Source organism: Streptomyces sp. NPDC093801 (assembly GCF_040701585.1).
Lineage (GTDB): Bacteria > Actinomycetota > Actinomycetes > Streptomycetales > Streptomycetaceae > Streptomyces.
This window is the reverse complement of record NZ_JBFBDP010000008.1, coordinates 80,710-107,345: the sequence shown is the minus strand read 5'-3', so window position 1 is coordinate 107,345 and position 26,636 is coordinate 80,710. Positions and strand designations below refer to the sequence as shown.

At 73.9% G+C, this 26,636-nt stretch carries 21 protein-coding genes; 5 read left to right on the top strand and 16 right to left on the bottom strand.

The window, feature by feature from the left end; genetic code table 11:
• The first annotated feature begins 75 nt into the window (after positions 1-75).
• The gene (locus AB0469_RS11245; protein ID WP_366451077.1) at positions 76-1,692 is read left to right on the top strand and encodes a sensor histidine kinase; all 1,617 of its coding nucleotides are present in this window, start codon (positions 76-78) and stop codon (positions 1,690-1,692) included.
• Positions 1,689-2,387, top strand: a complete 699-nt coding sequence (locus AB0469_RS11240; protein WP_366451076.1) for a response regulator — start codon at positions 1,689-1,691, stop codon at positions 2,385-2,387. Before AB0469_RS11245 ends, AB0469_RS11240 begins: the two co-directional genes overlap by 4 nt.
• Before the next feature lie 18 nt (positions 2,388-2,405).
• On the opposite strand, the gene AB0469_RS11235 is transcribed toward AB0469_RS11240, so the two are convergent.
• The 3 genes from AB0469_RS11235 to AB0469_RS11225 form a co-directional block, all read right to left on the bottom strand.
• Positions 2,406-3,998 (bottom strand): cation acetate symporter, encoded by a 1,593-nt coding sequence (locus AB0469_RS11235; RefSeq protein ID WP_366451075.1) that lies wholly within the window; start codon positions 3,996-3,998, stop codon positions 2,406-2,408.
• Positions 3,995-4,483: a DUF485 domain-containing protein gene (locus AB0469_RS11230; protein WP_366451074.1), complete on the bottom strand. Its 489-nt coding sequence runs from the start codon at positions 4,481-4,483 to the stop codon at positions 3,995-3,997. Before AB0469_RS11230 ends, AB0469_RS11235 begins: the two co-directional genes overlap by 4 nt.
• A 131-nt stretch (positions 4,484-4,614) precedes the next feature.
• Positions 4,615-6,735, bottom strand: a complete 2,121-nt coding sequence (locus AB0469_RS11225; RefSeq protein WP_366451073.1) for a DNA topoisomerase IV subunit B — start codon at positions 6,733-6,735, stop codon at positions 4,615-4,617.
• A gap of 447 nt (positions 6,736-7,182) precedes the next feature.
• Between AB0469_RS11225 and AB0469_RS11220 the strand changes: the two genes are divergently transcribed.
• Complete coding sequence (locus AB0469_RS11220; RefSeq protein WP_042813742.1) at positions 7,183-7,419, top strand: hypothetical protein; 237 nt, start codon at positions 7,183-7,185, stop codon at positions 7,417-7,419.
• 196 nt (positions 7,420-7,615) lie between these two features.
• Here AB0469_RS11220 and AB0469_RS11215 read toward each other — a convergent pair whose 3' ends face one another.
• The 7 genes from AB0469_RS11215 to AB0469_RS11185 form a co-directional block, all read right to left on the bottom strand.
• Entirely contained in the window at positions 7,616-8,470 is an 855-nt protein-coding gene (locus AB0469_RS11215; RefSeq protein WP_366451072.1) for a serine protease, read from the bottom strand.
• Positions 8,471-8,572: 102 nt separating this feature from the next.
• Positions 8,573-10,147 (bottom strand): RNA polymerase sigma factor, encoded by a 1,575-nt coding sequence (locus tag AB0469_RS11210; protein WP_366451071.1) that lies wholly within the window; start codon positions 10,145-10,147, stop codon positions 8,573-8,575.
• Positions 10,148-10,461: 314 nt separating this feature from the next.
• Positions 10,462-11,349 carry a FadR/GntR family transcriptional regulator gene (locus AB0469_RS11205; RefSeq protein ID WP_366451070.1) on the bottom strand — a complete coding sequence of 296 codons (888 nt, stop codon included), beginning with the start codon at positions 11,347-11,349 and terminating at the stop codon, positions 10,462-10,464.
• A gap of 201 nt (positions 11,350-11,550) precedes the next feature.
• Positions 11,551-13,491: an ATP-binding cassette domain-containing protein gene (locus tag AB0469_RS11200; protein WP_366451069.1), complete on the bottom strand. Its 1,941-nt coding sequence runs from the start codon at positions 13,489-13,491 to the stop codon at positions 11,551-11,553.
• Positions 13,492-13,664: 173 nt separating this feature from the next.
• A complete protein-coding gene (locus tag AB0469_RS11195; RefSeq protein WP_366451068.1) occupies positions 13,665-14,411 on the bottom strand; it encodes an NUDIX domain-containing protein in 747 nt (248 codons plus the stop codon).
• A gap of 117 nt (positions 14,412-14,528) precedes the next feature.
• Positions 14,529-16,730 (bottom strand): glycogen debranching N-terminal domain-containing protein, encoded by a 2,202-nt coding sequence (locus AB0469_RS11190; protein WP_366451067.1) that lies wholly within the window; start codon positions 16,728-16,730, stop codon positions 14,529-14,531.
• Between the two features lie 212 nt (positions 16,731-16,942).
• Complete coding sequence (locus AB0469_RS11185; protein WP_366451066.1) at positions 16,943-18,205, bottom strand: DUF4192 domain-containing protein; 1,263 nt, start codon at positions 18,203-18,205, stop codon at positions 16,943-16,945.
• Between the two features lie 123 nt (positions 18,206-18,328).
• Between AB0469_RS11185 and AB0469_RS11180 the strand changes: the two genes are divergently transcribed.
• Both AB0469_RS11180 and AB0469_RS11175 read left to right on the top strand, forming a co-directional pair.
• Complete coding sequence (locus AB0469_RS11180; protein WP_366451065.1) at positions 18,329-20,488, top strand: RecQ family ATP-dependent DNA helicase; 2,160 nt, start codon at positions 18,329-18,331, stop codon at positions 20,486-20,488.
• A gap of 215 nt (positions 20,489-20,703) precedes the next feature.
• A complete protein-coding gene (locus AB0469_RS11175; RefSeq protein ID WP_366451064.1) occupies positions 20,704-21,330 on the top strand; it encodes a hypothetical protein in 627 nt (208 codons plus the stop codon).
• Between the two features lie 157 nt (positions 21,331-21,487).
• On the opposite strand, the gene AB0469_RS11170 is transcribed toward AB0469_RS11175, so the two are convergent.
• The 6 genes from AB0469_RS11170 to AB0469_RS11145 all read right to left on the bottom strand — a co-directional run bounded on the left by AB0469_RS11170 (position 21,488) and on the right by AB0469_RS11145 (position 26,627).
• On the bottom strand, positions 21,488-22,120 hold the full coding sequence (locus AB0469_RS11170; protein ID WP_366451063.1) for a hypothetical protein: 633 nt from the start codon (positions 22,118-22,120) through the stop codon (positions 21,488-21,490).
• Positions 22,121-22,179: 59 nt separating this feature from the next.
• A complete protein-coding gene (locus tag AB0469_RS11165) occupies positions 22,180-22,890 on the bottom strand; it encodes a ribonuclease HII (protein ID WP_366451062.1) in 711 nt (236 codons plus the stop codon).
• Between the two features lie 608 nt (positions 22,891-23,498).
• Entirely contained in the window at positions 23,499-24,413 is a 915-nt protein-coding gene (locus AB0469_RS11160) for an ADP-ribosylglycohydrolase family protein (RefSeq protein ID WP_366451061.1), read from the bottom strand.
• Between the two features lie 11 nt (positions 24,414-24,424).
• A complete protein-coding gene (locus AB0469_RS11155; protein WP_366451060.1) occupies positions 24,425-25,084 on the bottom strand; it encodes a histidine phosphatase family protein in 660 nt (219 codons plus the stop codon).
• Between the two features lie 73 nt (positions 25,085-25,157).
• Positions 25,158-25,763, bottom strand: a complete 606-nt coding sequence (locus AB0469_RS11150; protein WP_366451059.1) for a YdbC family protein — start codon at positions 25,761-25,763, stop codon at positions 25,158-25,160.
• 33 nt (positions 25,764-25,796) lie between these two features.
• Positions 25,797-26,627, bottom strand: coding sequence for an arylamine N-acetyltransferase (locus AB0469_RS11145; protein ID WP_366451058.1), 831 nt, complete (start codon positions 26,625-26,627; stop codon positions 25,797-25,799).
• Between the last annotated feature and the right edge of the window lie 9 nt (positions 26,628-26,636).

The window sequence follows — 26,636 nt, the reverse complement described above, 5'->3', positions numbered from 1 at the left end:
CGCTCGGTCACCAGGCAGGCGGGCCTGCGCGACGGGCGTTCCGCTTCGGCGCCCGCCGACCTACGGTTACTGGTCATGCGGTTCCTCCCCCCGCGCTCGCGGCGTCTCGGGCTGCCCCGACGCGCCGTCTCGCAGATCCTCTTCACCCAGCTGGCCATCGCCGCCGGGGTCCTCGTCCTGGCCACGGGGCTCTTCCTGGCACCCCTGGGCCACCAGCTGGACGACCAGGCGATGCGGCGCGCGCTGGCCATCGCCCAGAGCGCGGCGGCGGACCCCTCCCTGGCGGCCGACCTCCTGTGGTCGCGGCCCACGGCCGACAGCCCCGTCCAGGCCGCCGCCGAGCGGATCCGCAGCGCGACCGGCGCCGAGTACGTCGTCGTGCTCGACCTGGAGGGGATCCGCCGCTCCCACCCCAGCCCCGACCGCATCGGACGGCCCGTCTCCACCGACCCCGGCGACGTGCTCGCCGGACACGAGGTGATGGAGATCGACCAGGGCACCCTCGGCCGCTCCGCCCGCGGCAAGGTCCCCCTCGTCGCCGCCGACGGGGAGATCGTGGGGGCCGTCTCCGTCGGCATCGCCTACGACAGCGTGCGCGACCGGCTCCTCGGCGCCATCCCCGGCCTCCTCGCCTACGCCGGCGGGGCCCTGGCCGCCGGGGCGCTCGCCGCCTACCTCCTCTCCCGCCGCATCCAACGGCAGACCCGGGACCTGGCCTTCTCCGACATCGCCGGCCTCCTCGCGGAACGCGAGGCGATGCTGCACTCCATCCGCGAGGGCGTGATCGCCCTCGACCGCGACGACCGGGTACGCCTCGTCAACGACGAGGCCGCCCGGCTGCTGGGCCTCGACCAGGACCGCGCGGACACCCTGGCCGGCCGGCCCCTGGACGAGGTCCTCGGCGCGGGCCGCACCAGCGACGTCCTCGCCGGCCGCGTCACCGGCCGCGACCTGCTGACCGTCCAGGGCCCGCGCGTCCTGGTCGCCAACCGGATGCCCACCGCCGACGGCGGCGCCGTGGCCACGCTGCGCGACCGCACCGAACTGGAGCACCTGAGCCGCGAGCTCGACTCCACCAAGGGCCTGATCGACGCCCTGCGCGCCCAGGACCACGAGCACGCCAACCGCCTGCACACCCTCCTCGGCCTCCTCGAACTGGGCCTGCACGAGGAAGCCGCCGCGTTCGTGACCGAGGTCGTGGGCGTCCACCGGACCACGGCCGAGCAGGTCACCGAGAAGGTCCACGACCCCCTGCTGGCGGCGCTGCTGGTGGGCAAGGCCACCGTCGCGGCCGAGCGCGGCGTCCCGCTGCGCCTCGCCCCCGGCTCCCTCCTCCCCGACCGCCTGGTGGACCCGGGCGGCCTCGTCACGATCCTCGGCAACCTCGTCGACAACGCCCTGGACGCGGCGGCCGGCTCCAGCGCTCCCCTCGTGGAGGTCGACATCCGCGCGCAGGGGCGCACCGCCGTCCTGCGGGTGCGCGACAGCGGCCCCGGGATCCCCGCCGGACGGCGCGAGGAGATCTTCACGGAGGGCTGGTCGACCAAGCAGCCCTCGGCCCACCGCGAGCGCGGGCTGGGCCTCGCCCTGGTACGCCGCCTCGCGGAGCGGCAGGGCGGCAGCGCCCGGGCCGGTGAAGCAGAGGACGGAGGGGCGGAGTTCTCCGTCGTACTTCCGGAGGCCCTGCGGTGAACGAGTCCCCGATCCACGTATTGGTCGTCGACGACGACATGCGTGTTGCCCGTATCAACGCGGCGTACGTGGCGAAGGTTCCCGGGTTCAAGGTCGTGGGCCGGGCCCATTCGGCAGCCGGGGCACTGGAGTTCCTCACGGCCCACCCGGTGGACCTGGTCCTCCTCGACCACTACCTCCCCGACGGAACGGGCCTCGACCTGGTGCGGCGGCTGCGCGAGCCGGGCCGGCACACCGACGTGATCATGGTCACGGCCGCCCGGGACCTGGCCACCGTCCAGGCGGCCATGCGGCTCGGCGCCCTCCAGTACCTGGTCAAACCGTTCACCTTCGCCGGCCTGCGCGCCAAGCTGGAGGCCTACGCGGGCCTGCGCCGCTCCCTGTCCGGCGGCGGAGAGGCCGAACAGGCCGAGGTGGACCGGATCTTCGGGGCCCTCGCCACGGCCGGCACCCCCAACGACCTCCCCAAGGGGCACTCCCCCACCACCGCGGACCTGGTCCGCCGGGTGCTGCGCACGGCCGAGGGCCCCCTGTCCACGCAGCAGATCGCCGACCGGGCCGGCATCAGCCGCCAGACCGCCCAGCGCTACCTGAAGCTCCTGGACCGCGCCGGACGCGTCTCCCTGGCCCTGCGCTACGGCGAGACCGGCCGCCCGGAACACCTCTACACCTGGCTCCCGTCGGCCGGCGCCTGAACCGCCGCCCCGCGGACCTCATACCGCGCCGGCCCCCGTCAGGGAACGGACCTCCGTCTGGGCGTACTTGCGCTCGTCCGGCTCCTCCGCCGAGGTGACCGTGCCCAGCCAGCCCGCGAGGAAGCCGAGCGGGACCGACACGATCCCGGGGTTCTGCAGCGGGAAGTACTGGAAGTCCAGCCCGGGGAAGAGGGACCCGGGACTCCCGGACACCACCGGCGACAGGACCACCAGCACCAGCGCCGGGACCAGCCCCCCGTACACCGACCACACGGCTCCCCGGGTGGTGAAGCCCCGCCAGAACAGCGAGTACAGCAGCACCGGCAGGTTCGCCGAGGCCGCCACGGCGAAGGCCAGCCCCACCAGGAAGGCCACGTTCATGTCCTGGGCGAGCAGCCCGAGGCCGATGGCCACCGCCCCGATCCCCACGGCCGCGGTCCTGGCCACGGCCACCTCGCTGCGCTGCCGGGCCCGCCGCCGCCTGAGGGAGGCGTACAGGTCGTGCGCGACGGACGCCGACGAGGCCAGGGTGATCCCGGCGACCACGGCGAGGATCGTCGCGAAGGCGATGGCGGCCACCAGCGCGAACAGCACCGCGCCGCCGGTGGATTCGGCGCCCCCGCCGAGCATGCCGGCCAGCAGCGGGACGGCCGTGTTCCCGGAGGCGCCGGACGCCCGCACCACCTCGGGCCCGACCAGCGCGGCCGCCCCGAAGCCGAGCACGATCGTCATCAGGTAGAAGCCCCCGATCAGCCCGATCGCCCACACCGCCGACCGGCGGGCGGCCCGCGCGGTCGGCACGGTGTAGAAGCGCGACAGGATGTGGGGCAGCCCCGCCGTGCCCAGGACCAGGGCAAGGCCCAGGCTCATGAAGTCGATCCGCGCCGTCCAGCCACCGCCGTACCGCAGTCCGGGGCTCAGGAACCGGGCCCCGTGCCCACTGCGTTCGGCGGCGGACGCGAGGAGCTGGTCGAGGTTCCCGTGGAAGCGCAGCAGGACCAGCACGGTCAGGGTGATCGCCCCGCCGATCAGCAGGACGGCCTTGACGATCTGGATCCAGGTGGTGGCCCGCATCCCGCCGAAGGCCACGTAGACCACCATCAGCGCGCCGACCCCGATCACCGTCAGGGTCCGGGCCCCGGGGCCCGCGTCCGACAGGAGCAGACCCACCAGACTGCCCGCGCCGACCATCTGCGCGACCAGGTAGAGCACCGACACCACCACCGAGGAGGTCCCGGCGGCGATCCGTACGGGCCGCTCGCTCATCCGGGCGACGACGACGTCGGCGAGGGTGAAGCGACCGCAGTTGCGGACCAGTTCGGCGACCAGGAACAGCACCATCAGCCAGGCGACGAGGAACCCGATCAGGTACAGCAGGCCGTCGTAGCCGAAGAGCGAGATCAGTCCGGAGACCCCGAGGAAGGAGGCGGCGGACATGTAGTCGCCTGCGATGGCGAAACCGTTCTCCATCGGGGAGAACAGTCGCCCGCCCGCGTAGAACTCCTCCGCCGAGCCGTGCCTCCTGCGGCCGACCCAGGTGGTGATGCCGAGGGTGACCGCGATGAACAGGCTGAACAGGATCAGCGCGAGCGTCCGGTGTTCGGAGGTCACCGCCCCTCCCCCCGCCCCGTGCGGGTGCGCTCCTGGCCGCGTTCCCGTTCGAAGACGGTCCAGCGCAGGTCGAGCGCGGCACTGTCCCGTCGCAGCCGGGCGTGCCGGGAGTAGGCCCAGGTCAGCAGGAAGGTGCTGAGGAACTGGCCGAGGCCGGCCAGCAGGGCCACGTTGAACGAGCCCACCACGGGCCGGGCCATCAGCCCGGGCGCGGCGGTGGCCGTGATCACGTAGGCGACGTACCAGACGAGGAAACCGGCGGTCGCGGGCACGACGAACCTTCGGTAGCGGCCGCGGACCTCCTGGAAGGCGGCGCTGCGCTGCACCTCCAGGTAGATGTCGGCAGCGCTCGGGGCGCTCCCGTCCGCCGTGGGCCGATGCGGCGGCGGGGCCTCCGCGCCCTCGCCCCAGCCCACGGCCAGGGCGTCGTACCAGGGGTCGTCAAACCGGACCGTTCCGGCTTCACGACCTTCGCGCTTGTCCACCGAACTCTCCTTGTCCGTCGCCGCATCGGCGGCGTGTTCACAAGGATGTGCCGAATGGTCTCTTTCCGGACGGGCGTCCTGGCGCTCTTCACTCCATCAGGTGAGGGAGCGAAGAGCGCCGGGACACCGGATCAGGCGTCGATGCGCGAGCGGTCCAGGGTCGCGGCCGAGCTGGTGATGAACTCCTTGCGGGGGGCGACCTCGTTGCCCATGAGGAGGTCGAAGACCTGCTCCGCCGCTTCCAGGTCGCCGATGTTGATCCGCCGCAGGGTGCGGTGGCGGGGGTCCATCGTGGTCTCCGCGAGCTGGTCCGCGTCCATCTCGCCGAGGCCCTTGTAGCGCTGGATGGCGTCCTTGTACCGGACGTTCTTGCGCTGGAACTCCAGCAGGGTCTGGCGCAGCTCGTTGTCCGAGTACGTGTAGACGTACTTGTCCTGCCCCCGCTTGGGCTGGACCAGCTCGATCCGGTGCAGCGGCGGGACGGCCGCGAAGACCCGGCCCGCCTCGACCATCGGCCGCATGTACCGCTGGAACAGGGTCAGCAGCAGGGTGCGGATGTGGGAGCCGTCGACGTCGGCGTCGGTCATCATGATGACCTTCCCGTACCGGGCGGCGTCGATGTCGAAGGTGCGGCCGGAGCCGGCTCCTATGACCTGGATGATCGCTCCGCACTCGGCGTTCTTGAGCATGTCCGAGACCGAGGACTTCTGGACGTTGAGGATCTTGCCGCGGATCGGCAGCAGCGCCTGGAACTCGGAGTTCCGGGCGAGCTTGGCCGTACCGAGGGCCGAGTCCCCCTCGACGATGAAGAGCTCGCTGCGGTCCACGTCGTCGCTGCGGCAGTCGGCCAGCTTGGCCGGCAGCGAGGAGGACTCCAGCGCGGTCTTGCGGCGCTGCGCCTCCTTGTGCTGGCGGGCGGCGATCCTGGTCCGGGCGGCCGCGACGATCTTCTCCATCACGGCGCGGGCCTGCTGCTTGTCGTCGCGCCGGGTCGAGGTCAGGAAGGCCTTGAGCTCCTTGGCCACGACGGCGGCGACGATGCGGGTGGCCGCGGAGGTGCCGAGCACCTCCTTCGTCTGGCCCTCGAACTGGGGCTCGGCGAGGCGGACGGTGACGACCGCCGTCATGCCCTCCATGGCGTCGTCCTTGACGACGTCGTCCTCGGCGACGCGCAGGAGCTTCGCGGAGCGCAGCACCTCGTTCACGGTCTTGGTGACGGAGCGCTCGAATCCGGCCACGTGGGTGCCGCCCTTGGGGGTGGCGATGATGTTCACGAAGGACTTGACGCCGGTCTCGTAGCCCGTGCCCCAGCGCAGGGCGATGTCCACGCCCAGTTCCCGGGTGACCTCGGTGGGGGTCATGTGGCCGCGGTCGTCGAGGACCGGGACGGTCTCCTTGAAGGTGCCCGCGCCGGTCAGGCGCAGCACGTCGCAGACGGCCTTGTCCTGGGCAAGGTAGTCGCAGAACTCGCTGATGCCGCCGTCGTAGCGGAAGGTCTCCTCGGTCTTGCCGGCGCCGTCGACGGCCCGCTCGTCGCGGACGACGATGGTCAGGCCGGGCACGAGGAAGGCGGTCTGGCGGGCGCGCTGGTAGAGCGTCTCCAGGGAGAGGCGGGCGTCCTTCAGGAAGATCTGGCGGTCGGCCCAGTAGCGGATCCGGGTGCCGGTCTTGCCCTTGGTGATCCGCTTGATCTTGCGCAGGCCCCCGGCCGGGTCGAACGGGCTGTCGGCGCCCTGCTCGGTGAAGAGCCCGGGGACGCCGCGCCGGAAGCTGATGGCGTGCGTGGAGCTGCCGCGGTCGACCTCGACGTCGAGGCGGGCCGACAGGGCGTTGACCACGGAGGCGCCGACGCCGTGGAGGCCGCCGGAGGCCGCGTAGGAGCCGCCTCCGAACTTGCCGCCGGCGTGCAGCTTGGTCATGACGACCTCGACGCCGGACAGGCCGGTCTTGGGCTCGACGTCGACCGGGATGCCGCGGCCGTTGTCGCGGACCTCGACCGAGGCGTCCTCGTGGAGGACGACCTCGATGTGGTCGCAGTAGCCGCCCAGGGCCTCGTCGACGGAATTGTCGATGATCTCCCAGAGGCAGTGCATCAGGCCTCGGCTGTCGGTGGAGCCGATATACATGCCGGGGCGCTTGCGGACGGCCTCGAGGCCTTCGAGGACGAGCAGGTGCCGCGCGGTGTAGTTGGAACCGTCCCGGTCTGCTCCGGACAGCAGCGCGCTGGAAGGCACGGACGTGTCGGCGGTCACGCAGTTCGCTCCTCGCTGAATTTCTTTTCTGGCCCACGGGGGCGCAGGGGTGGCTCGGTTGCCCGTCGAAGGGTACCGAGGCCTGGTAGAGCCGATGCAACGCCACCCTCGCGCGTTCCACAGCCTAGTGCAGATCCGCACGGGTGTTCGATCCCCCGTGAGGGTGAAGCAAACATCACGTTCCCTTCCAGGCATGAACCATTTAGGGTTCGGGCACGTCCTCATGCACAACCGGCACTCACGCCGGGGAGGACGAGAACTGCTACAAGCGAACGACTGACAACGCGAAACCGTAAAGCAACGCAATACGGCTCCTTCGCCGCCAACCGGCAGCAGCCGGCCAGCTTCGGAAGGAAGTTTCGAGGAAAAGCCGCGAGCGGGAACGTTTTCGGCCTGGTTGGATGTTGACCCTGGTACGACAGCTCGTCGAGCTAGAGAAGAGGCGACGTGACTACTGTTCTGACACCCGCGACCCCGCTGACGGCCGCTGACCGATGCGACCGTTGCGGCGCCCAGGCATATCTGCGCGTCGTCCTCCTGAGCGGTGGTGAACTGCTCTTCTGCGCCCACCACGGGCGTAAGTTCGAGCCGGAACTCAAGAAGATCGCCGCGGAAATACAGGATGAGACCGAGCGGCTGACGTCCGCTCCGGCCGCCCACGCAGCCGACCACGAGGACCGCTGACACAAGGCCTGACCTCGCATCCGACGAGCCAGGACCGGCTAGGCCGGTCGACGGGCGGTGTCTCTGAGACCCAGAGACACCGCCCGTCCTCATGTCCGGGGCGCCCTTCCCCGCTCCGGGACGCCCAGGGACCCCAGTACCCCCGTGCCGGGCCGTACGGGGGTACTGGGGCCCCTGCGGACCCCCGCGCGACGCCTCAGACCCCGCCGCGCCGCCGGTCGCCCTGGGGGCCGCTCACGAAGTCGATCAACGGGGCGATCCGGGTGTACACCCCCGGGCTGTCGGCGCGCCCGCAGCCGCGCCCCCAGGACACCAGCCCGATCAGCCGGCCCCCGGCCACCAGCGGGCCGCCGCTGTCCCCCTGGCAGGCGTCCTTCCCGCCCGACCGGTCGCCCGCGCACACCATGGAGTCGGCCCGGTACTGACCGTCGGAGCCGCCCGGGTACGCCCGCCGGCAGACCTCGTCGTCCAGCACGGTGACCTGCGCCGCCCGCAGCCCGTACGCGTAGTCCCCGAACCCGCTCGTGTCGCCCCAGCCGTACACCGCCGCCCCGGTGCCCGCCCCGTAGCCGGGGTGGCCCTCGCCGGCCATGGGGAGCACGTTCTCCGCCGGCACCGCCTCGGCCAGCTCCAGCACGGCGAGGTCGCCGGCATTGGTCCCAGGGTCGTACGCCGGATTGACCCGGGCCGCGCGGACCGCGATCTCCCGCCCCTCGGCGGCCCGCAGCTCCGTCCGGCCCGTGATCACCCGGAAGTCGGCGACGGAGTCGACCGGCCCGCCCAGCACCTGGCGGCCCAGGCAGTGGGCCGCCGTCACCACCGTGGTCGGGGCCACGAGGACGCCGCCACAGAACTGCCCGTCGCGGATACCCCCGAACCGGTCACGGCTGGCGAGGGCCACGACCCATGGGCTGTCGGCCACCTTCACCGGCTTCCCGCCTATGACGACGCTGTCCGCCGCCACCGTGGGCGCCTGGGCCAGCGGCACCACGGCCGCTCCCGCCACCAGGGTCAGTGCGCCCGCCAGGGCACGGGCGAAGGGACGACGCATGGGGCCTCCTGACTCCGAGTGTGCATCACTCCACCCAGAGTGGGATGCCCGGTGGCCGCGCGCACCCGCGCGGCCGCCGTCGTACGCCCCCTGCCGGCCCGGTCAGTCCAGGTAGTCGCGCAGCACCTGGGAGCGCGAGGGGTGGCGCAGCTTGGACATGGTCTTGGACTCGATCTGGCGGATGCGCTCACGGGTGACCCCGTATACCTTGCCGATCTCGTCGAGGGTCTTGGGCTGGCCGTCGGTCAGTCCGAAGCGCATCGAGACCACGCCGGCCTCGCGCTCGCTCAGCGTGTCGAGCACCGAGTGCAGCTGCTCCTGCAGCAGCGTGAAGCTCACCGCGTCGGCCGGGACGACCGCCTCGGAGTCCTCGATCAGGTCGCCGAACTCGCTGTCGCCGTCCTCGCCGAGCGGCGTGTGCAGGGAGATCGGCTCTCGGCCGTACTTCTGGACCTCGATGACCTTCTCGGGGGTCATGTCCAGTTCCTTGGCCAGCTCCTCCGGGGTGGGCTCGCGGCCCAGGTCCTGGAGCATCTGGCGCTGCACGCGGGCGAGCTTGTTGATCACTTCGACCATGTGCACCGGGATGCGGATGGTGCGGGCCTGGTCGGCCATGGCGCGGGTGATCGCCTGACGGATCCACCACGTCGCGTAGGTGGAGAACTTGTAGCCCTTGGTGTAGTCGAACTTCTCGACCGCGCGGATCAGACCCAGGTTCCCCTCCTGGATCAGGTCCAGGAAGAGCATGCCGCGGCCCGTGTAGCGCTTGGCCAGGGAGACCACGAGGCGGAGGTTGGCCTCCAGCAGGTGGTTCTTGGCGCGGCGGCCGTCCTCGGCGATGATCTCCAGCTCGCGCTTGAGCTTGGGTGCCAGCTTGTCGGAGTTGGCCAGCTTGTCCTCGGCGAACAGGCCCGCCTCGATGCGCTTGGCGAGCTCGACCTCCTGCTCGGCGTTGAGGAGGGGGACCTTGCCGATCTGCTTGAGGTAGTCCTTGACGGGGTCGGCGGTGGCGCCCGCCACGACGACCTGCTGGGCGGGGGCGTCGTCCTCGTCGTCGGAGATGACGAAGCCCTTGTTCTCCCCGCTCTCCTCCTCTTCCTCGGCCTCGGCCTTCACCGCGTCGGGACCCTCGTCGACGGTCTCCTCGTCGCCCTCGTCCAGGTCCTTCTTGGCGGCGGTCTTCTTGGCCGCGGTCTTCTTGGCGACGGCCTTCTTCGCGGGCGCGGCCTTCTTGGCCGCCGTCTTGCGCGCCGCCGTCTTCTTCGCGGCCGGCTCGGCCGCCGGCTCCCCGGCGAGGGCATCGGCGGTGTCGGGTTCCGTCGGACCGGCTTCCGCCGCCGGGGCCGCGGCGGGGGCCGGGGCGGCCGCCGATTTGGCCGCGACCGGCCTGGTCGTCGTACGCTTGGCGGGGGTCTTCGCTGCGACGCTCTTGCGTGGGGTGCGCTTGGGCGACTCTGCGGCACTGACCATCAGCGTCACACCCTCTTCCTCGAGGATCTGGTTGAGGCTGCGCAGGACATTCTTCCACTGGGTCGCAGGAATCTGGTCAGCCTCGAAGGCCCGACGCACGTCATCGCCGGCGATCTGCCCCTCGGCCTTGCCCCGCTCGATGAGCGCCATCACGGACTCGGATTCGGCGATCTCCGGCGGGAGCGTACGGGATGTGCTGGCCGACACGAACAACCTCTCGGAACGATGGGAACGGGTTCCGACCCCGGCCTGGTGCTGGACCGGAGCCGACGACCACCGACTGGGGATGGGCCGGGGCGCGGGCAGGGGCCGGGGAGCTGCACAGCACCCCAAGGGCTGCTGTCTTCCCTCCGTCGGCCATCACCGCTTAGGTCATCGCGTGACGTCGCAGAGCGTTACGCCCAATCTTCGTGGCCCAAGTCACACCGACGTCTCGACACCCCCCGCATACCGGTGTCGCCGGGCCCGAAAACGGGCCCGGCGACCGGTGCGGCACCCCCGCGCCCCCGTGCGCCGGGGGGTCAGTGCTCGCGCGGGGCGGGCACCACGCGCTCGACCTCCGGATGCACCGTCAGGAGTTGGCGCATGGCGCTCTCGGCGCCCGCGCCGTCACCGGTGGCGAGGGCCTCGACCATCCGCGCGTGGTGCGCCACGCAGGTCTCGCTCGGGCGGTCGCAGGAGGTGACGGGACTCCCGGAGACCTGGAGGGCGGCGGAGACGATGCCCGACAGGTGCTCCAGCATGCGGTTGCCTGCGACCTGGATCAGCAGCCCGTGGAACTCGTTGTCGGCGCGGGCGAAGGTGATCGCGTCGCCCTGCCCGAGGGCGTGGCCCATGATCTCGACCATGTCGGAGAGGCGCTGCTGGACGTCCGGGCGGCCGTGGCCGGCGGCGAGGCGGGCGGCCAGGGGCTCGATGGTCCAGCGGAGCTCGTTGAGCTCGCGGCGCTGGTCGTCGCGCTGGGGGCCGAAGGCGCGCCACTCGATGATGTCGGGGTCGAGGAGGTTCCAGTCGGCGACCGGCCGGACCCGGGTGCCCACGTTGGGGCGGGCGCTGACGAGGCCCTTGGCCTCCAGGACGCGCAGCGATTCGCGGACGACGGTGCGGGAGACCTCGAAGCGCTGGCCGATCTCCTCGGGGACCAGCGGCCGGTCCGCGCCGAGGTCGCCGGAGACGATCATCTGGCCGAGCTGCTGGACGAGTTGGCCGTGCAGCCCGCGGCCGCGGCTGCCGGCCGCCCGGCGGCCCACACGGCTCAACTCGACGTCGGCGCCGTCCCAGTGGGGCGGACCGACCCGGTCGGACCCGGGGGCCTCCGCATAGGGGTAGCGGTCGAGTTCGCCCGGGCCGGCGAGGCCGGTGTCGGCATGGCGGGCGGCGGTCATCATGGTGTGCGCAAGGGTACTCACGAATCCTTTGTCGGCCGCGCCCCCACCGCCCTTGAGGTCTTTGGTGAAAAGCACACGAAAGGGTGATCGGTGCCACCTACGCAATTGACGACTTATCGTAAAGAACCGGGCCTTTTGCGGGGAGTTGTGGTCCGCTTCGTGTGATCCGATGCGAAGCGGACTTGTCCGGTCCCCCGGGAGTCGGCCGACGCACCGGAACGATCACCAACGGACCCGACCGCGCAGTCCTGTGAACCCATAGGCGCACAACAGGACCATCAGCGACAACACCAATGCGGCTCCGACGGGTTGGACCATCACCCGGAAGGCCCCCAGCACCCAGCGGTCCGCGTCGGCGGGCCACGGCGCCGAGGCCAGCCCGCGCAGCCGGGTGGCGAACCCGGTCGCAGGGTACGCGGAGGGTCCCTCCAGCACCTTGCGCACCAGCGGTACGACCATCACCGGCACGGCGAGCACGGCGGCCAGACCGGCCGAGGCGGAGCGGAACACCGCGGACCCGAGCACCCCGGCCCAGGCGCAGCCGACCAGCAGCCCCGCCCAACTCGCGGCGGGGGCCGCCCACTCCGCCCAGGTGCCCAGCGGGCCGCGGCCGAAGACGAGCCGGAGGGCGGCGGCGTCGGCGGTGACGGCGAGGGCGCCGAGGAGGAGGGCGAGGACGGCACAGACCCCGAGTTTGGCGGTGAGCAGCCCGAGGCGGCGCGGGACGGTGCCCCGGTCGGCGGCGAGGGCGGGGTAGCGGTACTCCTCGCCGAAGGCCAGGGCGCCGAGCAGCCCCGCCCCGAGCGCGGCGGGGGGCAGCGGGACCAGATCCGGCCAGGCCGCGAGCACCCGGTCGCGGGGGGCGTGCCCGGCACGGGCCAGCACGAGGGCGGTCAGGGCGGAGACGGCGACGACGAGTGCGGCGGTGAGGAAGGGCGTGGCGGTGCCGAAGACGCGGCGCAGTTCGTAGCGCAGGGGGCGCAGCGGCCCGCCCACGCGGCGCACCGCCGAGACGGGGGGCGCGGAGCGGGCGGCCGGGGGGTGCGCGCCGGCGACGGGGCGTTCCCCGGCCTCCGGCCCGGGCGTGGCCCAGGAGACGGCCACGGGGACCGCCTCGGCGCGGAACCCGGCGCCGGGGGCGGGGCGCGGGTCCGTGCGGGGGTCGTGGGGGGCGGCGTCGGGCCCCGTGGCGGCGCCCGCCCCGGCCCGGACCGGGGCCCCGGCCTCGACCCGCGCCTCCGCCTTGGGCGGCCCGCCGGTGCGGGCCTGCGGTACGGGCGGGACCGGCGCTCCGGCGTCGCCGGTCTCGTCGGCGAGCTGGTGGACGAGGACGCCGTTGCGGAACGCCGCCTCACCGACCTCGGCGCAGTCGCTGCCGTACACCGAGAGCCGGCTGCCGCTCTCCGCGACGATCTCCACGGCGCGGTGCGCGGCACGGGCCTCGCGCCCCAGGACGTCGGCCAGCCGGGCGGCGTGCGGAGTGCGCACGGCGACCCGCGGGCGCAGCCGGGTGCGGGCGAAGTCCGCGGCCTCCTGGTCGGCGACGAGCCTGCCCGAGGCGATGGAGACGACCCGGTCGGCGCTGCGGGCGGCCTCCTTCGCGTCGGCGGTGGTGAACAGCACGGCCCCGCCGAGGGAGGCGTGGCCGCGCAGCAGCCCGTGCAGCCAGGCGCGTTCCCGGGGCTGGAGGTCGGCGGACGGCTCGTCGAGGAGCAGGGTGCAGGGGTCGGCGAGCAGGGCCGCGGCCAGGCCGAGGCGGCGGTCCATGCCGAGCGAGAGCGACCCGATCCGCTGGTCGCGCAGGCCCGCGATGCCGACGACCTCCATCATGGCGTCCGCCCGGGAGGCCGGTACGCCGACGGCGGCGCAGAGCATGCGCAGCTGGCCGCGGACCGTCCTGGCCGGATGCCCGGGGACGTCGCCGAGGAGTACCCCGACCTCGCGGCCGGGATGCGGGATCCGGTGCAGCGGGCGGCCGCGGAAGTAGGTGATGCCGCGACCCGGCTCGAGTTCGAGCATGAGCCGCAGGGCGGTGGTCTTGCCCGAACCCGGCTCTCCGAGCAGGGCGGTCACGCACCCCGGGCGGGCCTCGAAGGTGAGGTCGTCCACGAGGGGCGGCAGATCTCGACGGGGTGTGCTGGTGAGTCCGATGGCCTGGAGCATCGCTTCTCTCGCGGGGTGTGAGACCGCTCTGCGGCAGCGTGAGTACCGCACGCAAGATAACGCGATATGTCCGATTTTCTACGCAACCGCTCCGGGTCGCGGCCGGTATTGCGGCCGTCCGGGGTGGTGCGGGCCCGGACGGCGCGGGCCGGATCCGGACCGGAGACTGCGGGTCAGACCTCCGGCCGCAGCATCGGCGGGTTGAGCAGGGTCGCCCCGCCGGCCCTGAACAGCTGCGCCGGCCGGCCGCCCTGACGGGTCGTCGTTCCCCCGGCGGGCACCAGGAACCCGGGTGTCCCGGTGACCTTGCGGTGGAAGTTACGCGGGTCGAGGGCCACGCCCCACACCGCCTCGTACACCCGGCGGAGCTCGCCCACGGTGAACTCGGGCGGGCAGAAGGCGGTGGCCAGCGAGGAGTACTCGATCTTCGAGCGGGCGCGCTCCACGCCGTCGGCGAGGATCCGCGCGTGGTCGAAGGCGAGGCCCGTGACGGTCTGGTCGGGGCCTTCCAGGAGCTCGTCGACGGGAGCCCAGCGGGCGCTGTTCGCGTCGCCGCCCGCCCGGGGCGCGGGGAGGTCGGGAGCGAGCACCAGGTGCGCCACGCTGACCACCCGCATGCGCGGATCGCGCTGGGGGTCCCCGTAGGTGGCGAGCTGTTCGAGGTGCGCCCCGTTGTCCACGCCTGGAGCGGCCGGATCGTGCGCACAGAGCCCGGTCTCCTCGGCGAGCTCCCGCGCCGCGGCGGCCGCGAGGTCCTCGTCCCCGCGCACGAAGCCGCCGGGCAGGGCCCAGCGCCCCTGGAAGGGCTGCTCTCCCCGTCGTACGACCAGCGCGCAGAGCGCGTGGCGCCGCACGGTGAGCACGACCAGGTCGACGGTGACGGCGAAGGGCGGGAAGGCCGACGGGTCGTAGGGCGACATGCCGCGATCATAGTCGTCTGCCTGACGATAAACAGCGCTTTCGTGATCCCGAGGACGGTGATCTGGAACCCAGTCCGCACCGTCGTACCCAGGCGGGCGGACCACCCGTGAGGTGCCTCACCCTCCCAGTTGGAGCCCATCGGCGGCCTCCTCCACCATGCCGACGCCGAGACGGCTGATCCGGACCGTGAACGGCTCCCCCGCCACCCGCAGTCCGGCCAGGCGCAGGGCGCCGAGGGGGGCACCCGCCCGGGGGGCCACGGCGACCGTCCCCGCCGGGGCGTCCGGGCGGATGCCCGCGAGCGCGGTGAGGGCGTGGATCCCGGCGGCGGCGGCCACCGCCGCCGGCCGGCAGGCCGCCGGGTGCGGGAGCGGGGCGCTGCCGGCGGTGCGCTGTTCGGCGGCGAACATCTCCGGCAGCCGGTACCCGAACGCCTCCGCCGCGTCCAGCAGGCCCCGCAGCAGGCCCGCGGCTTCCTTCTCGTGTCCGGCCTGGGCCAGTCCGGCCACCGCGACGGCGGTCTCGTGGGGACGGACCGCGCCGGAGCGGTGGCCGAAGGGGTTGTGTCCCGGCTCCCGGGCCGCCATGCTCCGCAGCCCCCATCCGGAATCCATCGCCGGGGCGCCGAGGAGGCGCGCGAGCTGTTCGGAGCGGACCCGGTCCAGCAGGCCGGGTGCGAGGCTGCCGCCGCCGAGCAGGCCGGTGTCCAGCAGGTGCGCCGCGGCCGCCGTCAGCCGGACCAGCGGCCGGCCGTCGGGATGCAGGGCGGCGGCGGGGCGGCCGCCGTCCGGGCCGTCGGTCCAGAACCGGTCCTGAAATCTCTGCCGCAGGGCAGCCGCCCACTCCCGCCACTCCTCGGCTCCGGCCCGCCCGCACCCGTCGAGCAGGTCGGCGCCGAGCAGGGCGGCCCGGTGGGCATGCGCCTGGGTCTCGCAGCGCCGCGGGCCCGGGTCGGGGTCGGCCAGGAAGCCGTCCTCCCCGAGCGCGCCGCGCAGCCAGTCCAGGCAGCGCTCGGCGGCCGGGAGGAGGCGGGCCACCTCCTCCTCGGGCAGCCCCCACCGCCGCGCCTCGGCGAGCACGGCCGGGAAGCCGAGGGTGGCCTCGGTGCCGGTGCAGCCCGGCGGCAGCTGCGGTCCGGCGGCGCGCAGCGGCCCGGGGATCCGGCCCGCCCCGGGGCCCCGCCCCCCGGCCTGGCTGCGGGCCAGGGTCCGCAGCGTGGCGGCGGCGAGCCCGGTGCCGAGGGGCAGCGCCATCCGGGCGGCCCACAGCGACTCCGCCGGGGCCAGTCCGAGCCGCCAGGGCACCCCCGCCGCGGCGAAGGCGTCTCCGGGGTCCGCGGCGTCCCGCAGGAGCAGGGCCCGCAGGTCGTCGACGCTGGTCCTCAGCCATGCCTCGACCCTCGGGTCGTCCCCCTCGGCGCGGGCTCCGGCCAGCGGGTTCGCGACCTGTCCGGCGGGGGCCCGGGCGGTGCGGTCGCGGGTGGTCCGCAGCTCGATGGTGCGGGATTCCCCCGGCCCCAGTTCGAGCTGCCAGCGCAGCAGCCCGGCGGTGGCGAGGGCGTCGTCCGGGGCGGGGTCGGCGGTGGTGACGGCGAAGACCTCCTCCGTACTCCAGCGCAGCCCCGCCGCGTGCACCCCGGCGGCGAGCTCGGGCCCCGCGCGGCCGGCCGCCACCGCGGCCAGTTCGGCCAGGTCCGTGCCGAGCGAGACCTCCACGGGCAGCCGCAGGGGCCGGACCGCGAAGCTGCGGACGGTGATGCGCTCGGTGCCGTCCGCGTGCCGGACGCGCTCGATGCCGATGTCGGGGTCGGGTCCGGGTTCGACGCCCGTCCGGACGGTGGCCGCGAAGACGGCCCGGTCGGGCCCGAGGCTGCGCCCCTGCACGGCCACCGGGTCCCGCCCGGCGACGCGCAGCACGCAGCGCGACAGCAGTCGGCGTCCGGACCGGTAGACGCCCTCGATGCCCTGCCCGGTCAGCTGGCCGTGCTCGGGCGAGACGACCAGGCAGGGGGCCGCGACGCAGATGAGGGCTCCGTGCACCGGCGGCAGCTCGGGCCGCCCGCCGCCGGACCCGGGCGGTGGTCCCGACGGCCGGACACCGGGACCGGACCCGCCCCCGGGCAGGGCCCCCGGCCCCGGGACGCGGGGCTCCGGCGCGATCCCGGAGGGCATCCCCGGAGGGTGTGGTCCCGAAGCCGGGGCGGCCGCGGGCGGCAGCCCCGGAGGGCGGGGGGCGGGCGCCGTCCCGGAGGGGAGCCCCGGTGGACGGGGAGCGGAGGTGGTCGCGGGCGGGCCGGTTTCGGGTGCGGGGGGAGCCATGTGTCGCCTTGTCTGCGCTCCGGCCGGTTCGGCTGGGCGGCGGCGCGGCCGGACTCCCACCGCCCACCGGCTGAACGCCCCCACCCCCGCCCGGGTCACGGGACCCGGTGGCGGCGGCCCGCAGCGGGTGGCGCGCGGGCGCCGTTCGGCCCCGCCCGTCGCGTCCCACAGCCGTCGCAGGGGGCGGCCCGGCGCCGGGGCCTGACGGGCGCTCACTTCCCGCTCCCCTCGGGGCGGCGGGAGGGGCGGCGGCGCTGCACTGTCCGCCGGCCGGGCGGACGGGTGGGAGCGGCGGTCCGCTTGCGGCGGGGTTCGCGGCGCCTGCGCTCCTCGCGCAGGCACTCCCGCAGCCCCTCGGGGTCGAGGCCCTCGTTGCAGGCGTGGTGGAGCAGCTGGGCGAACCTGTACTCGGCGTCCGCCTGGAGGGCCAGTCCGAGGGCGATCCGGGCGGTCGGCTCGTCCCCGCTGGACCAGGAGACCCAGCCGGCCAGGGTAAGCGGGGCCGCCGCGTGCTCGCCGTAGGCGCCGACGCAACGCCGGGCCAGGGCCCGCCACAGCCGCAGGGCCGGGGCCGCCTCGTCGCCCTCCATCCACTCGGCGGCGATGTCGCGGATCTCCCGGTCCTGGAGGCCGAGGATCACGGCGGCGGCCTCGTCGTGGCCGAGCAGCGCGTCGTCCCAGTCGTCCGCGCGGGGCCCGCCCTCGGCGGGTGGGGCGAGGGTCAGCCGCCTCATGAGGGTGCGGGCCAGGCCGAGTGTCTGCGCACCGACCTCCTCGCGGGTCTCCCCGTCGAGGATCCTCGGCACGAGGGAGACGGCGGCCCGCTCCAGGGCCTCCTCCTGATCGGCGGCCCAGGCTCCGCCGAGCGGCGCCATCCGCCGCTCGATCTCCCTGAGGGAGCCGCGGACCCGGAGCCCGGCGAAGGTGGCCGCGGCGGCCATCACCGAGGTGCCGGGCGGGGCCAGCGGGGTCCCCTCGGCGGGGCAGGGGCCGGCCTCGGTGCAGACGTACGACCAGTAGCGGCCGCCGGAGAGGCACAGCGCCTCCAGGACCGGTACGTCCAGCGCGCCGCAGGCCGTCCGGAGCCGCTGGGCGAGCGGCCGCAGCCGGGTCATGACCCGCTGCCCGCTCTCCCCCGCGGCCGGGTCCTGGCAGAGGAAGACCACGATGCCGTCGGGCTTGCCGCCGCGCCGTTCACTGCCCTTGATCAGGCATTCGGCGACCTGGCGGGCGGTGTCCTCCCATTCGGCGGTGGCGGTGGGGATCCCTACGCGGAGCCGGCCGCCGAAGCGGCCCGACGCGCCGTGCACGGCGACCATGACGAGGGAGTCGGTGGGGTGGAAGCCGAGCATGTAGGGCAGCGCGTCGGCCAGTTCGGCCGGGCTGCGCAGGGTGATCTCGGGAGCGTCGGAGGCTCCGGCGGGACTGATGGAGGGCCTGCCGGACGGACTGCGCGATTCGTTGTTCGTCGTCATGCCTCGAAGGTCCCGTGCGCGATCCGATCCGGAAACCCCTGTGGATAACTAGTCCAATGTTCAACATCCACAGGTCGGAGTCCGCATTGGCGCGATGTCAGAGGGATCGGGTTGCATGGGGGCATGAACGCAGACCTGAGGTCCTCCGCCGATTCCGTACTCGCCCGCCTCGTCGGCGACCCCACGGGCACCGCGAGGCTGCGCGAGGACCAGTGGCGGGCGATCGAGGCCCTCGTCGCGCACAAGCGGCGGGCCCTGGTCGTCCAGCGCACGGGCTGGGGCAAGTCCGCGGTCTACTTCGTCGCCACCTCCCTGCTGCGGGCGAACGGCGCCGGGCCGACCGTGATCGTCTCCCCGCTGCTCGCGCTGATGCGCAATCAGGTCGAGGCCGCCGCCCGCGCCGGCATCCACGCCCGCACCATCAACTCCGCCAACCCCGAGGAGTGGGAGGGCATCCAGGCCGAGGTCGCGGCCGGCGAGGTCGACGTCCTGCTCGTCAGCCCGGAGCGCCTCAACAACCCGGAGTTCCGCGACCAGGTCCTGCCCAAGCTGTCGGCCGCCACCGGCCTGCTCGTGGTCGACGAGGCCCACTGCATCTCCGACTGGGGGCACGACTTCCGCCCCGACTACCGCCGGCTGCGCACGATGCTGGCCGACCTCCCCCCGGGCGTACCGGTCCTGGCGACGACCGCCACCGCCAACGCCCGCGTGACGGCCGACGTCGCCGAACAGCTCGGCACCGGGGCGGGCACGGACGCCCTGGTGCTGCGCGGCCCCCTGGACCGCGAGAGCCTCAGCCTGGCCGTACTGGCCCTGCCCGACGCGGCGCACCGCCTGGCCTGGCTCGCCGACCACCTCGGCGAGCTGCCCGGCTCCGGGATCATCTACACCCTGACGGTGGCCGCCGCCGAGGAGGTCACCGCCTACCTGCGCCACCGCGGGCACACGGTCTCCTCCTACACCGGCAAGACCGAGAACGCCGACCGCGAGCAGGCGGAGAACGACCTCCAGGCGAACCGCGTGAAGGCCCTCGTGGCCACGTCAGCCCTCGGAATGGGCTTCGACAAGCCCGACCTGGGCTTCGTGGTGCACCTGGGTTCGCCCTCCTCCCCCATCGCCTACTACCAGCAGGTGGGCCGCGCCGGCCGTGGCGTCGAGCACGCCGAGGTGCTGCTGCTCCCCGGCCGGGAGGACGAGGCGATCTGGCAGTACTTCGCCTCCGTGGCCTTCCCCCCGGAGGAGCAGGTGCGCCGCACCCTGGACGCCCTGGCGCAGGCCGGCCGCCCCCTGTCGCTGCCCGCCCTGGAGCCGCTGGTCGACCTGCGGCGCACCCGGTTGGAGACGATGCTCAAGGTGCTCGACGTGGACGGCGCGGTGCACCGGGTCAAGGGCGGCTGGACCGCCACCGGCGAACCCTGGGTGTACGACGCCGAGCGGTACGCGTGGGTGGCCCGGCAGCGGGCCGCCGAGCAGCAGGCCATGCGCGACTACGCGGCGGCCACCGGGTGCCGGATGGAGTTCTTGCGCCGCCAGCTCGACGACGAGGAGGCCGCACCCTGCGGCCGCTGCGACAACTGCGCGGGCGCCCGCTTCACGGCGGCGGTGTCCTCCTCCTCCCTCGACACCGCCCGGGGGGAACTGGGACGCCCGGGGGTCGAATTGGAACCGCGCAGGATGTGGCCGACCGGCCTCGCGGCGGTGGGTGTCGACCTCAAGGGCCGGATCCCGGCCGGCGAACAGGCGGCGCCCGGCAGGGCCCTGGGCCGGCTCTCCGACATCGGCTGGGGGAACCGGCTGCGCCCCATGCTCGCCGCCCAGGCACCCGACCAGCCGGTTCCGGACGATGTGGCACAGGCCGTGGTGGCGGTTCTGGCCGACTGGGCCCGGGGGCCCGGTGGCTGGGCCTCGGGTGCCGAGGACGCTCCGGCACGCCCCGCGGGAGTGGTCGCGCTGCCTTCGCGCAGCCGCCCGCAGCTGGTCGGCTCGCTGGCCGCGCGGATCGCGGAGGTCGGGCGGATTCCGCTGCTCGGAGCTCTGGAGTACACCGACCAGGCGCCGGAGTTCGGGCTTCCGTCCTCGAACAGTGCCCAGCGGGTCCGGGGGCTCCACCAGGCCTTGACCGTGCCGCCAGCCCTGGCGGCGAGTCTGACCGAGGTCGCCGGTCCGGTGTTCCTCGTCGACGACCGCGCCGAGAGCGGCTGGACCCTCGCAGTGGCCGCCCGTCTGCTGCGACGGGCGGGAGTGAGGGGGGTGTTTCCGCTGGTGCTCGCACTTCAGCCGTAGCGGAACGAGTCGTCACCGGCGTGGCGGGGCAAGGATATGAACGGCATACCGGCGAATTCCGGTCCGCATGCTCAAATGCTCATTGCCCCACCGTCGCGGGCCACGCGAGAATCGGAGTGCTCCCGCTCGGCTCGTCGGCACGCTCCTGGGCCTCGCTGCGGCGCGCCCACACCTCAGCCGTGCCCGTTCGCGGGCGTGTACCCGAAGGGAGGACCGTGACCTTCGGTTTCGCCCCGCCCGCGACCGCGTCCTTGACCACGGCCACCGGTGGCGCCAGTCGGCACGGCCGACTGCTCGAACCCTCCGAGTGGACCGCCGCGGGAGTCCCCCTGCTGCGCAACCCGCGGGAGGTGGTCAGCGGCCTGCACTCCCGGCACGGCCCGGTGCCGTCCACCGCCGTCATAGCCGTGCTCGGCCCCGAGGAACAACTCGTCGCCAGCGCCTCGTTCGTGCAGCGCTCGACCTCGGCGGACGGCTGGGAGTACCGCAACGCCCTGCTGTCCCGGCTGCGCCGGGTCATCCCGCACGACCTGCGGCGGCGGACCCCGGTCCGGACGGCGGTGCTGATGTACTGCCGTGAGGGCGACGAGCGGTGGACCGAGGAGGACGGGGCCTGGATGTGGGGGCTGCGGGACGCCTGCACCCTGCACGGGCTGCGCTGCGGCGCCTACATCACCCTGACCCGCGGGGGCTGGCAGGTGCTCGGCGAAGGCCGCGGCGGAAGGCACCCCAGTTCGGAGTCCCGGCCGGAGCGGCTCGGCTCCATCACCGAGGTCGCACCCCTGCCCCTGGGCACGGCGGGCGGCATGGTCGAGCCGCTGCGCCGGGCGGCCGCCCGCTAGACCGTCTCCGGTCCGCGGCCGTACCCGGACCGGGGGACACGGCCCAGGCCCGCACGGCCGCCCTCCCGCGGACAGGAGGTGCAGCTGGTCGGGCCCCGGACCTCAGCGGGGCCGGCCTGCGGCCGCCCCGCCCCTCGCCCGTGCCGGGAACGGGGCGTCAGACGCCCGCGCCCAGCACCGAGTTGATCTCCTTGGCGTCACCGCAGACGACGAGCAGCGCACCCGCCCGCGCGAGCGCGACCGGCAGGGCGGCCGCGGTCGCCCCGGCCGGACCGCCGTTGGCCGCGAAGACCACGACGGGACGTCCGGCGGCACGCTGCACCTGCGACGCGTCCGCGTAGAAGACGTCGTCCCTGGCGTCGTGCTGGGCCCAGTAGGAGGCCTCGCCGAAGGACAGCTCGTGCGCGGCCCACGGGTGCGGGTCGCCGGTGGTGATCACCAGGATGTCGCCGGGCGCGCGCCCGGTGTCGAGCAGCAGGTCCACGGCCTCCTCGGCCGCGTCCAGCGCACCCTCGGCGGAGGCCGGGATCAGCTGGACCTGCGGCACCGCGGCCGAGACGGACGGCGCGGCGGAAGCGGTGGGAACGGGCCCGGGAGCGGCCTGCGCCGCGCGCTGCGCGGGCGGGGCGGGGCGGGCGGGACCGGGGCGTCCGGGCCGGGGTACGGCGGCGGGACGCGGACCAGGTACGGGGCGGGGGGTCTGCGCGGTGCGGCTGGCGGCCGGCGTGACGCGGGGACCCTGGGCACTCTCGTGAATCTGAGGCTCCTCGATGGCGGGGGTGAGAGGCATGAGTTGATGTCTATCAAACACCGGTACGAAACGTACCGGTGGGTGGCACGTGGGTGCGATCAGAAATCGAAGCCGAGTTGGCCTCCGTTTTCCAGCTCCATCGACTCCTCGCTGCGGCGCACCTTCTTCAAGTGCCGCCACTGGGGCAGCCCGTCGAGGTACGACCACGAGAGCCGGTGGTAGACGGTGGGACCGCGCTCCTCCAGCGCGGCGCGGTGCACGGGCGAGGGGTAGCCGGCGTTGGCGGCGAAGGCGAAGTCCGCCGTCCCGTCGCCCGGTTCGCCCAGTGCGGCCATCATCCGGTCGCGCTGGACCTTGGCGATCACCGAGGCCGCGGCGACGGCGATGCAGGACTGGTCACCCTTGATCACCGTACGGACCCGCCAGGGCGCGCCGAGGTAGTCGTGCTTGCCGTCGAGGATCACCGCGTCGGGCCGCACCGGCAGGGCCTCCAGGGCGCGTACCGCCGCGAGCCGCAGCGCGGCCGTCATCCCCAGCTCGTCGATCTCCTCCGGGGAGGCGTGCCCGAGGGCGTGCGCGGTGACCCAGGTCTGGAGGACGTCGAACAGTTCGTCGCGCCGCCTGGGGGTGAGCAGTTTCGAGTCGGTGAGCCCCTCGGGGGGCCGGCGCAGGCCGGTGATCGCCGCACACACGGTGACGGGACCGGCCCAGGCCCCTCGTCCGACCTCGTCGACCCCGGCGATGACCTTGGCGCCGGTGGTTGCACGGAGGGAGCGTTCGACGGTGTGGGTGGGTGCTTCGTACGGCATGGCGCCAGCAAGGTTACGCCGCCCCGGGCCGCCTGCACACCCCGGCCCGCGGCAAGCGCGCGCACGGGGTGCCGGGCGACCCGCGCGGGGCCCCTCCCGGACCCGCCCCGAGACGTCCGCGGCCTGCCCGCAGGACGCCCGGGAGCGGAGCACCGGCACCGTCGGTCCGACGACCGCCTCGGCGATCTTCCAGCCAGGCCATTCGCTTCCGCATACCCCGGCCGGGTACATCAGCACCCCCGGAATCATGTCGACGATCAGCGGAATTGCGGCCTCCGATCAGGCCCCCATCCACTCGGACCTAGGCATCCCCAGCCCCCGGATCGCCTCACGGGCCGCCTCACGCAGCCCCTCCCGGACCACCTCGCGAAAGGGATCTCGCGACCGGGATCGCAATCGTGAAGCATGACCAAAGGTTTCTTCGCAGCTCTCGTCGGCCTGCTCGGCCCCGCCGTGCCGGTCGGGTCCCGGCCCGCCGAACCCGTCGTCCCGCTGCGGAGGTTCGCCGGCCGCGGCCGCCCGGGCAGCCGTCCGCGCGCACGGCCGTACGCCGTGGACCCGGGTGCGGGACCTCCCCCACGCCCGGGTCCACGGCGCAACGGGACGGTCTAGGCAGGGGCCTCCGGGAGCCAGGCCGGGAGCGCCTCGGTCCGCGCCAGCCAGGCCTGCGGCAGCGCGGCGTCCCCGCGCGCGCCCAGGATCCCGCCGACGATCGCGCAGGTGGTGTCCACGTCGCCGCCCACCTGGGCGGTGGTCCAGAACGCCCGCTCGAACGCGTCCAGCGCCCGTGCCGCCGACCACAGTGCGAACGGCACCGTGTCGTGGGCGCTCGTCCGCCGACCGCAGCCCAGTACGGCCGCGACGGTGTTCGCGTCCCCGTAGTCCAGCATGTCCCGCGCCCGGCGCACGCCGGCGCCCACGGCGCTGCGCGGCACCAGTGCGATCACCCCGTCCAGCAGGTCCTCGGCGGTCGGCGGACCGTCCGGGGCCGCCGCCAGCGCGGCGGCGGCGGCGACGGCCATCGCCCCGCACACCGCCTCGCGGTGCTGGTGGGTGGTGTAGGCGGAGATCTCCGCCTGGTGGGTGGCCTGCTCGGGGTCCTCCGCGTACCAGGCACCCAGCGGAGCGATCCGCATGGCCGCGCCGTTGCCCCAGGAGCCCTGCCCGTTGAAGAGCTCGGCGGCCAGGGTGCGCCAGTCCTCGCCCTCGCGGATCAGGCGCAGCATCCGGTTGACGGCGGGGCCGTAGCCGCGGTCGAAATCATGGTGCCCGGCGAACGAGGCCGCCAGCGCGTCCTGGTCGATGCGCCCGTGCGCGGCGAGCACGGCCACCACCGAGCAGGCCATCTCGGTGTCGTCGGTCCACTGCCAGGGCTCGCTGCCGGCCGGCAGTTCGCGCCGCTTGAGCAGCGGGTAGTTCACGGGGACGAAGTACTGGGAGCCCAGGGCGTCCCCCAGGGCCAGCCCGCGGAGGCTGGACAGGGCGCGTGCGTAGCGCCGTTCGGAAGCGGAATCAGCGGTCATCGCGCGCCACTTTAGCCGTCCAGGTCATAAGGCTCGGGTGTGGTCCACCGCTCAAACGGGCGGTCCATCCGGTACCGGCCGTCGGGACCGAGCATCAGCACACGGAATTCGCCGTTCCCGGGGTTGGAAAGGGCCTCGAACTCCGCCACCGACCAGTGGAACCAGCGCATGCAGAACAGCCGCATCGTCAGGCCGTGCGTCACCAGCAGGACGTTCTCGGGATGGTCGGGCGCCTCGAAGCTGCGGTAGAGGCTCTCCAGGAAGGAGCCGACGCGGTCGTAGACGTCGGCGCCCGACTCGCCCTGGGCGAAGCGGTAGAAGAAGTGCCCGTAGGCGTCGCGGTAGGCCTTCTGGAGCTTCACGTCGTCGCGGTCCTGCCAGTTGCCCCAGTCCTGCTCGCGCAGCCGCGGCTCCTCACGCATCCGTACCCGCGCGGGGTCCAGGCGCAGCTCGCGGAAGGTCTGGAGGGTCCGGCGGTAGGGGGAGACGTAGGCGCTGATGTGCTCGTCGCCGAAGAGCTCGCGCAGCCGGACCCCGGCCTCGGCGGCCTGTTCGCGGCCGGCGGGGGTCAGGCGCAGGGCGTGGTCGGGCTCGCGCTCGTACACCGTGTCATCGATGTTTCCCTCCGATTCCCCGTGCCGGACGAGGACGATGCGCCGTGGTCGAACCATGCCCCGACCCTATGCGGCCCCCGGGGCGCGCACGCCCCGGGCACGCCGGTCGCCGGGGCGGCTCGTCGTACGGTCATACCGTCCAGCCGGGTTCGAGGTCCACGACGTCCCCGGTGAGGGCCTCGACGTCCGCCTCGGTCTGGGCGCGCAGCGAGAGCCGCTCCACGCGCTCCTGCCGGTACTTGCCGTGCTCGGCGGCCGCACGCCACATGGACAGCACGAGGAACTCCCGGCCCGGCGCCTCGCCGAAGAGTCCCCGGATCATGCCGGGCGACCCGGCCATGGCGGGGTTCCAGACCTTCTCCTGCATCAGGGCGAAGTGCTCCACGCGCCCCTCCCGGACCCGGGTGTGCGCGACCCGGACCACGTCGGCGTCGGTGAAGCGCGGCTCGAAGCCGGTCTTCACGTCGAAGCGGTACTCGAAGAGCGTGACCCGCGCGTCGGTGTAGGTGCCGGCCTGCGCGGCCGCCAGTCTGTCGTGCGAGCGGGCCATGAAGGAGTCGTAGAAGGAACGGCTCTCCCAGAACGCGAAGACATGCGCGACCCCCTGCCGGCCCCTGCTCCAGCCGCCGCCCTGCCCCCGGAATCCGGGTTCGCCGGGCAGCCCCGCCCACTTGCGCTGCCCGCGCTCGAACCCGCGTCGGTCCGTCACCGTGCAGCGAATCCACTTGACCAGCACCGCGCCATCGTACGGGCCGGGGACCGGCCCCGGTCAGTCCCCGGAGCGGTGGATCCGTACCAGTTCGGCCGCATCCCGCTCGGGCAGCCGAAGACCGAACTCCCGCTCGAGCAGAGCGGGTAGTCCGTCCGGGGCGACGGTCTCCCGCTCGGTCCGCCCGTCGGGGTGCAGGCGCATGAGTTCCCGCCCCACGAGAGTCGTACGCACCGTGTCGCCCGGGCGCTGCACGAAGGTCCGTCCGATGAAGGAGGAGCGGGGGTGGGTGGAGCTGTAGTGGTTCAGCACGACGTAGTCGACGGGGTGGTAGCGCTGCGGGGAGAAGGCGTACAGGTCCCGCCAGGCGTCCCCGCGGCGGATGCGGAGCGCCAGGACGCCGCCCTCCTCCTCCTGGACGGCGAAGGTCCACGGGCCCTGGCGCACCTCGGTCCCGGGCCGCCCGAGCGGAACGGGCTCGCGCGGGCCCTGGTAGCCGAACCCCGCGTCGCAGAGCCACGGTTCACCGTCGACCGTGACGACGAGGACGGCGTGCGTCACCGCGAGCAGCGTGTCGCCCCGGGTGCGGTTGCGGGCGCCGCGCCCGGAGACCTCGAAGCCGATCCGCTCCAGAGCAGCGGCCAGCAGCGAGTTCTGCTCGTAGCAGTAGCCGCCGCGGCGGCCGTGCACGAGCTTCTGTTCGAGGGCCTCGACCTCCAGCACGACGGGGCGGCCGAACAGGACGTCCAGGCTTTCGAAGGGGATGGCGGCGGTGTGGGCCCGGTGCACCGCGTACAACGTCCCGAGGTCCGGCCGCAGTTCCCGGCCGTCGCCGCCCAGCCCGATCCGCGCCAGGTAGGCGGCGAGATCCAGCTCGTCACCGTTCCACATGCCCATCCG

Coding starts and splice junctions, on each gene's coding strand:
- AB0469_RS11245 (WP_366451077.1), top strand. CDS start 76: ATGCGGTTCCTCCCCCCGCGCTCGCGGCGTCTCGGGCTGCCCCGACGC.
- AB0469_RS11215 (WP_366451072.1), bottom strand. CDS start 8,470: ATGCGTCGTCCCTTCGCCCGTGCCCTGGCGGGCGCACTGACCCTGGTG.
- AB0469_RS11200 (WP_366451069.1), bottom strand. CDS start 13,491: ATGCTCCAGGCCATCGGACTCACCAGCACACCCCGTCGAGATCTGCCG.
- AB0469_RS11195 (WP_366451068.1), bottom strand. CDS start 14,411: ATGTCGCCCTACGACCCGTCGGCCTTCCCGCCCTTCGCCGTCACCGTC.
- AB0469_RS11190 (WP_366451067.1), bottom strand. CDS start 16,730: ATGGCTCCCCCCGCACCCGAAACCGGCCCGCCCGCGACCACCTCCGCT.
- AB0469_RS11185 (WP_366451066.1), bottom strand. CDS start 18,205: ATGACGACGAACAACGAATCGCGCAGTCCGTCCGGCAGGCCCTCCATC.
- AB0469_RS11180 (WP_366451065.1), top strand. CDS start 18,329: ATGAACGCAGACCTGAGGTCCTCCGCCGATTCCGTACTCGCCCGCCTC.
- AB0469_RS11170 (WP_366451063.1), bottom strand. CDS start 22,120: ATGCCTCTCACCCCCGCCATCGAGGAGCCTCAGATTCACGAGAGTGCC.
- AB0469_RS11165 (WP_366451062.1), bottom strand. CDS start 22,890: ATGCCGTACGAAGCACCCACCCACACCGTCGAACGCTCCCTCCGTGCA.
- AB0469_RS11160 (WP_366451061.1), bottom strand. CDS start 24,413: ATGACCGCTGATTCCGCTTCCGAACGGCGCTACGCACGCGCCCTGTCC.
- AB0469_RS11155 (WP_366451060.1), bottom strand. CDS start 25,084: ATGGTTCGACCACGGCGCATCGTCCTCGTCCGGCACGGGGAATCGGAG.
- AB0469_RS11145 (WP_366451058.1), bottom strand. CDS start 26,627: ATGTGGAACGGTGACGAGCTGGATCTCGCCGCCTACCTGGCGCGGATC.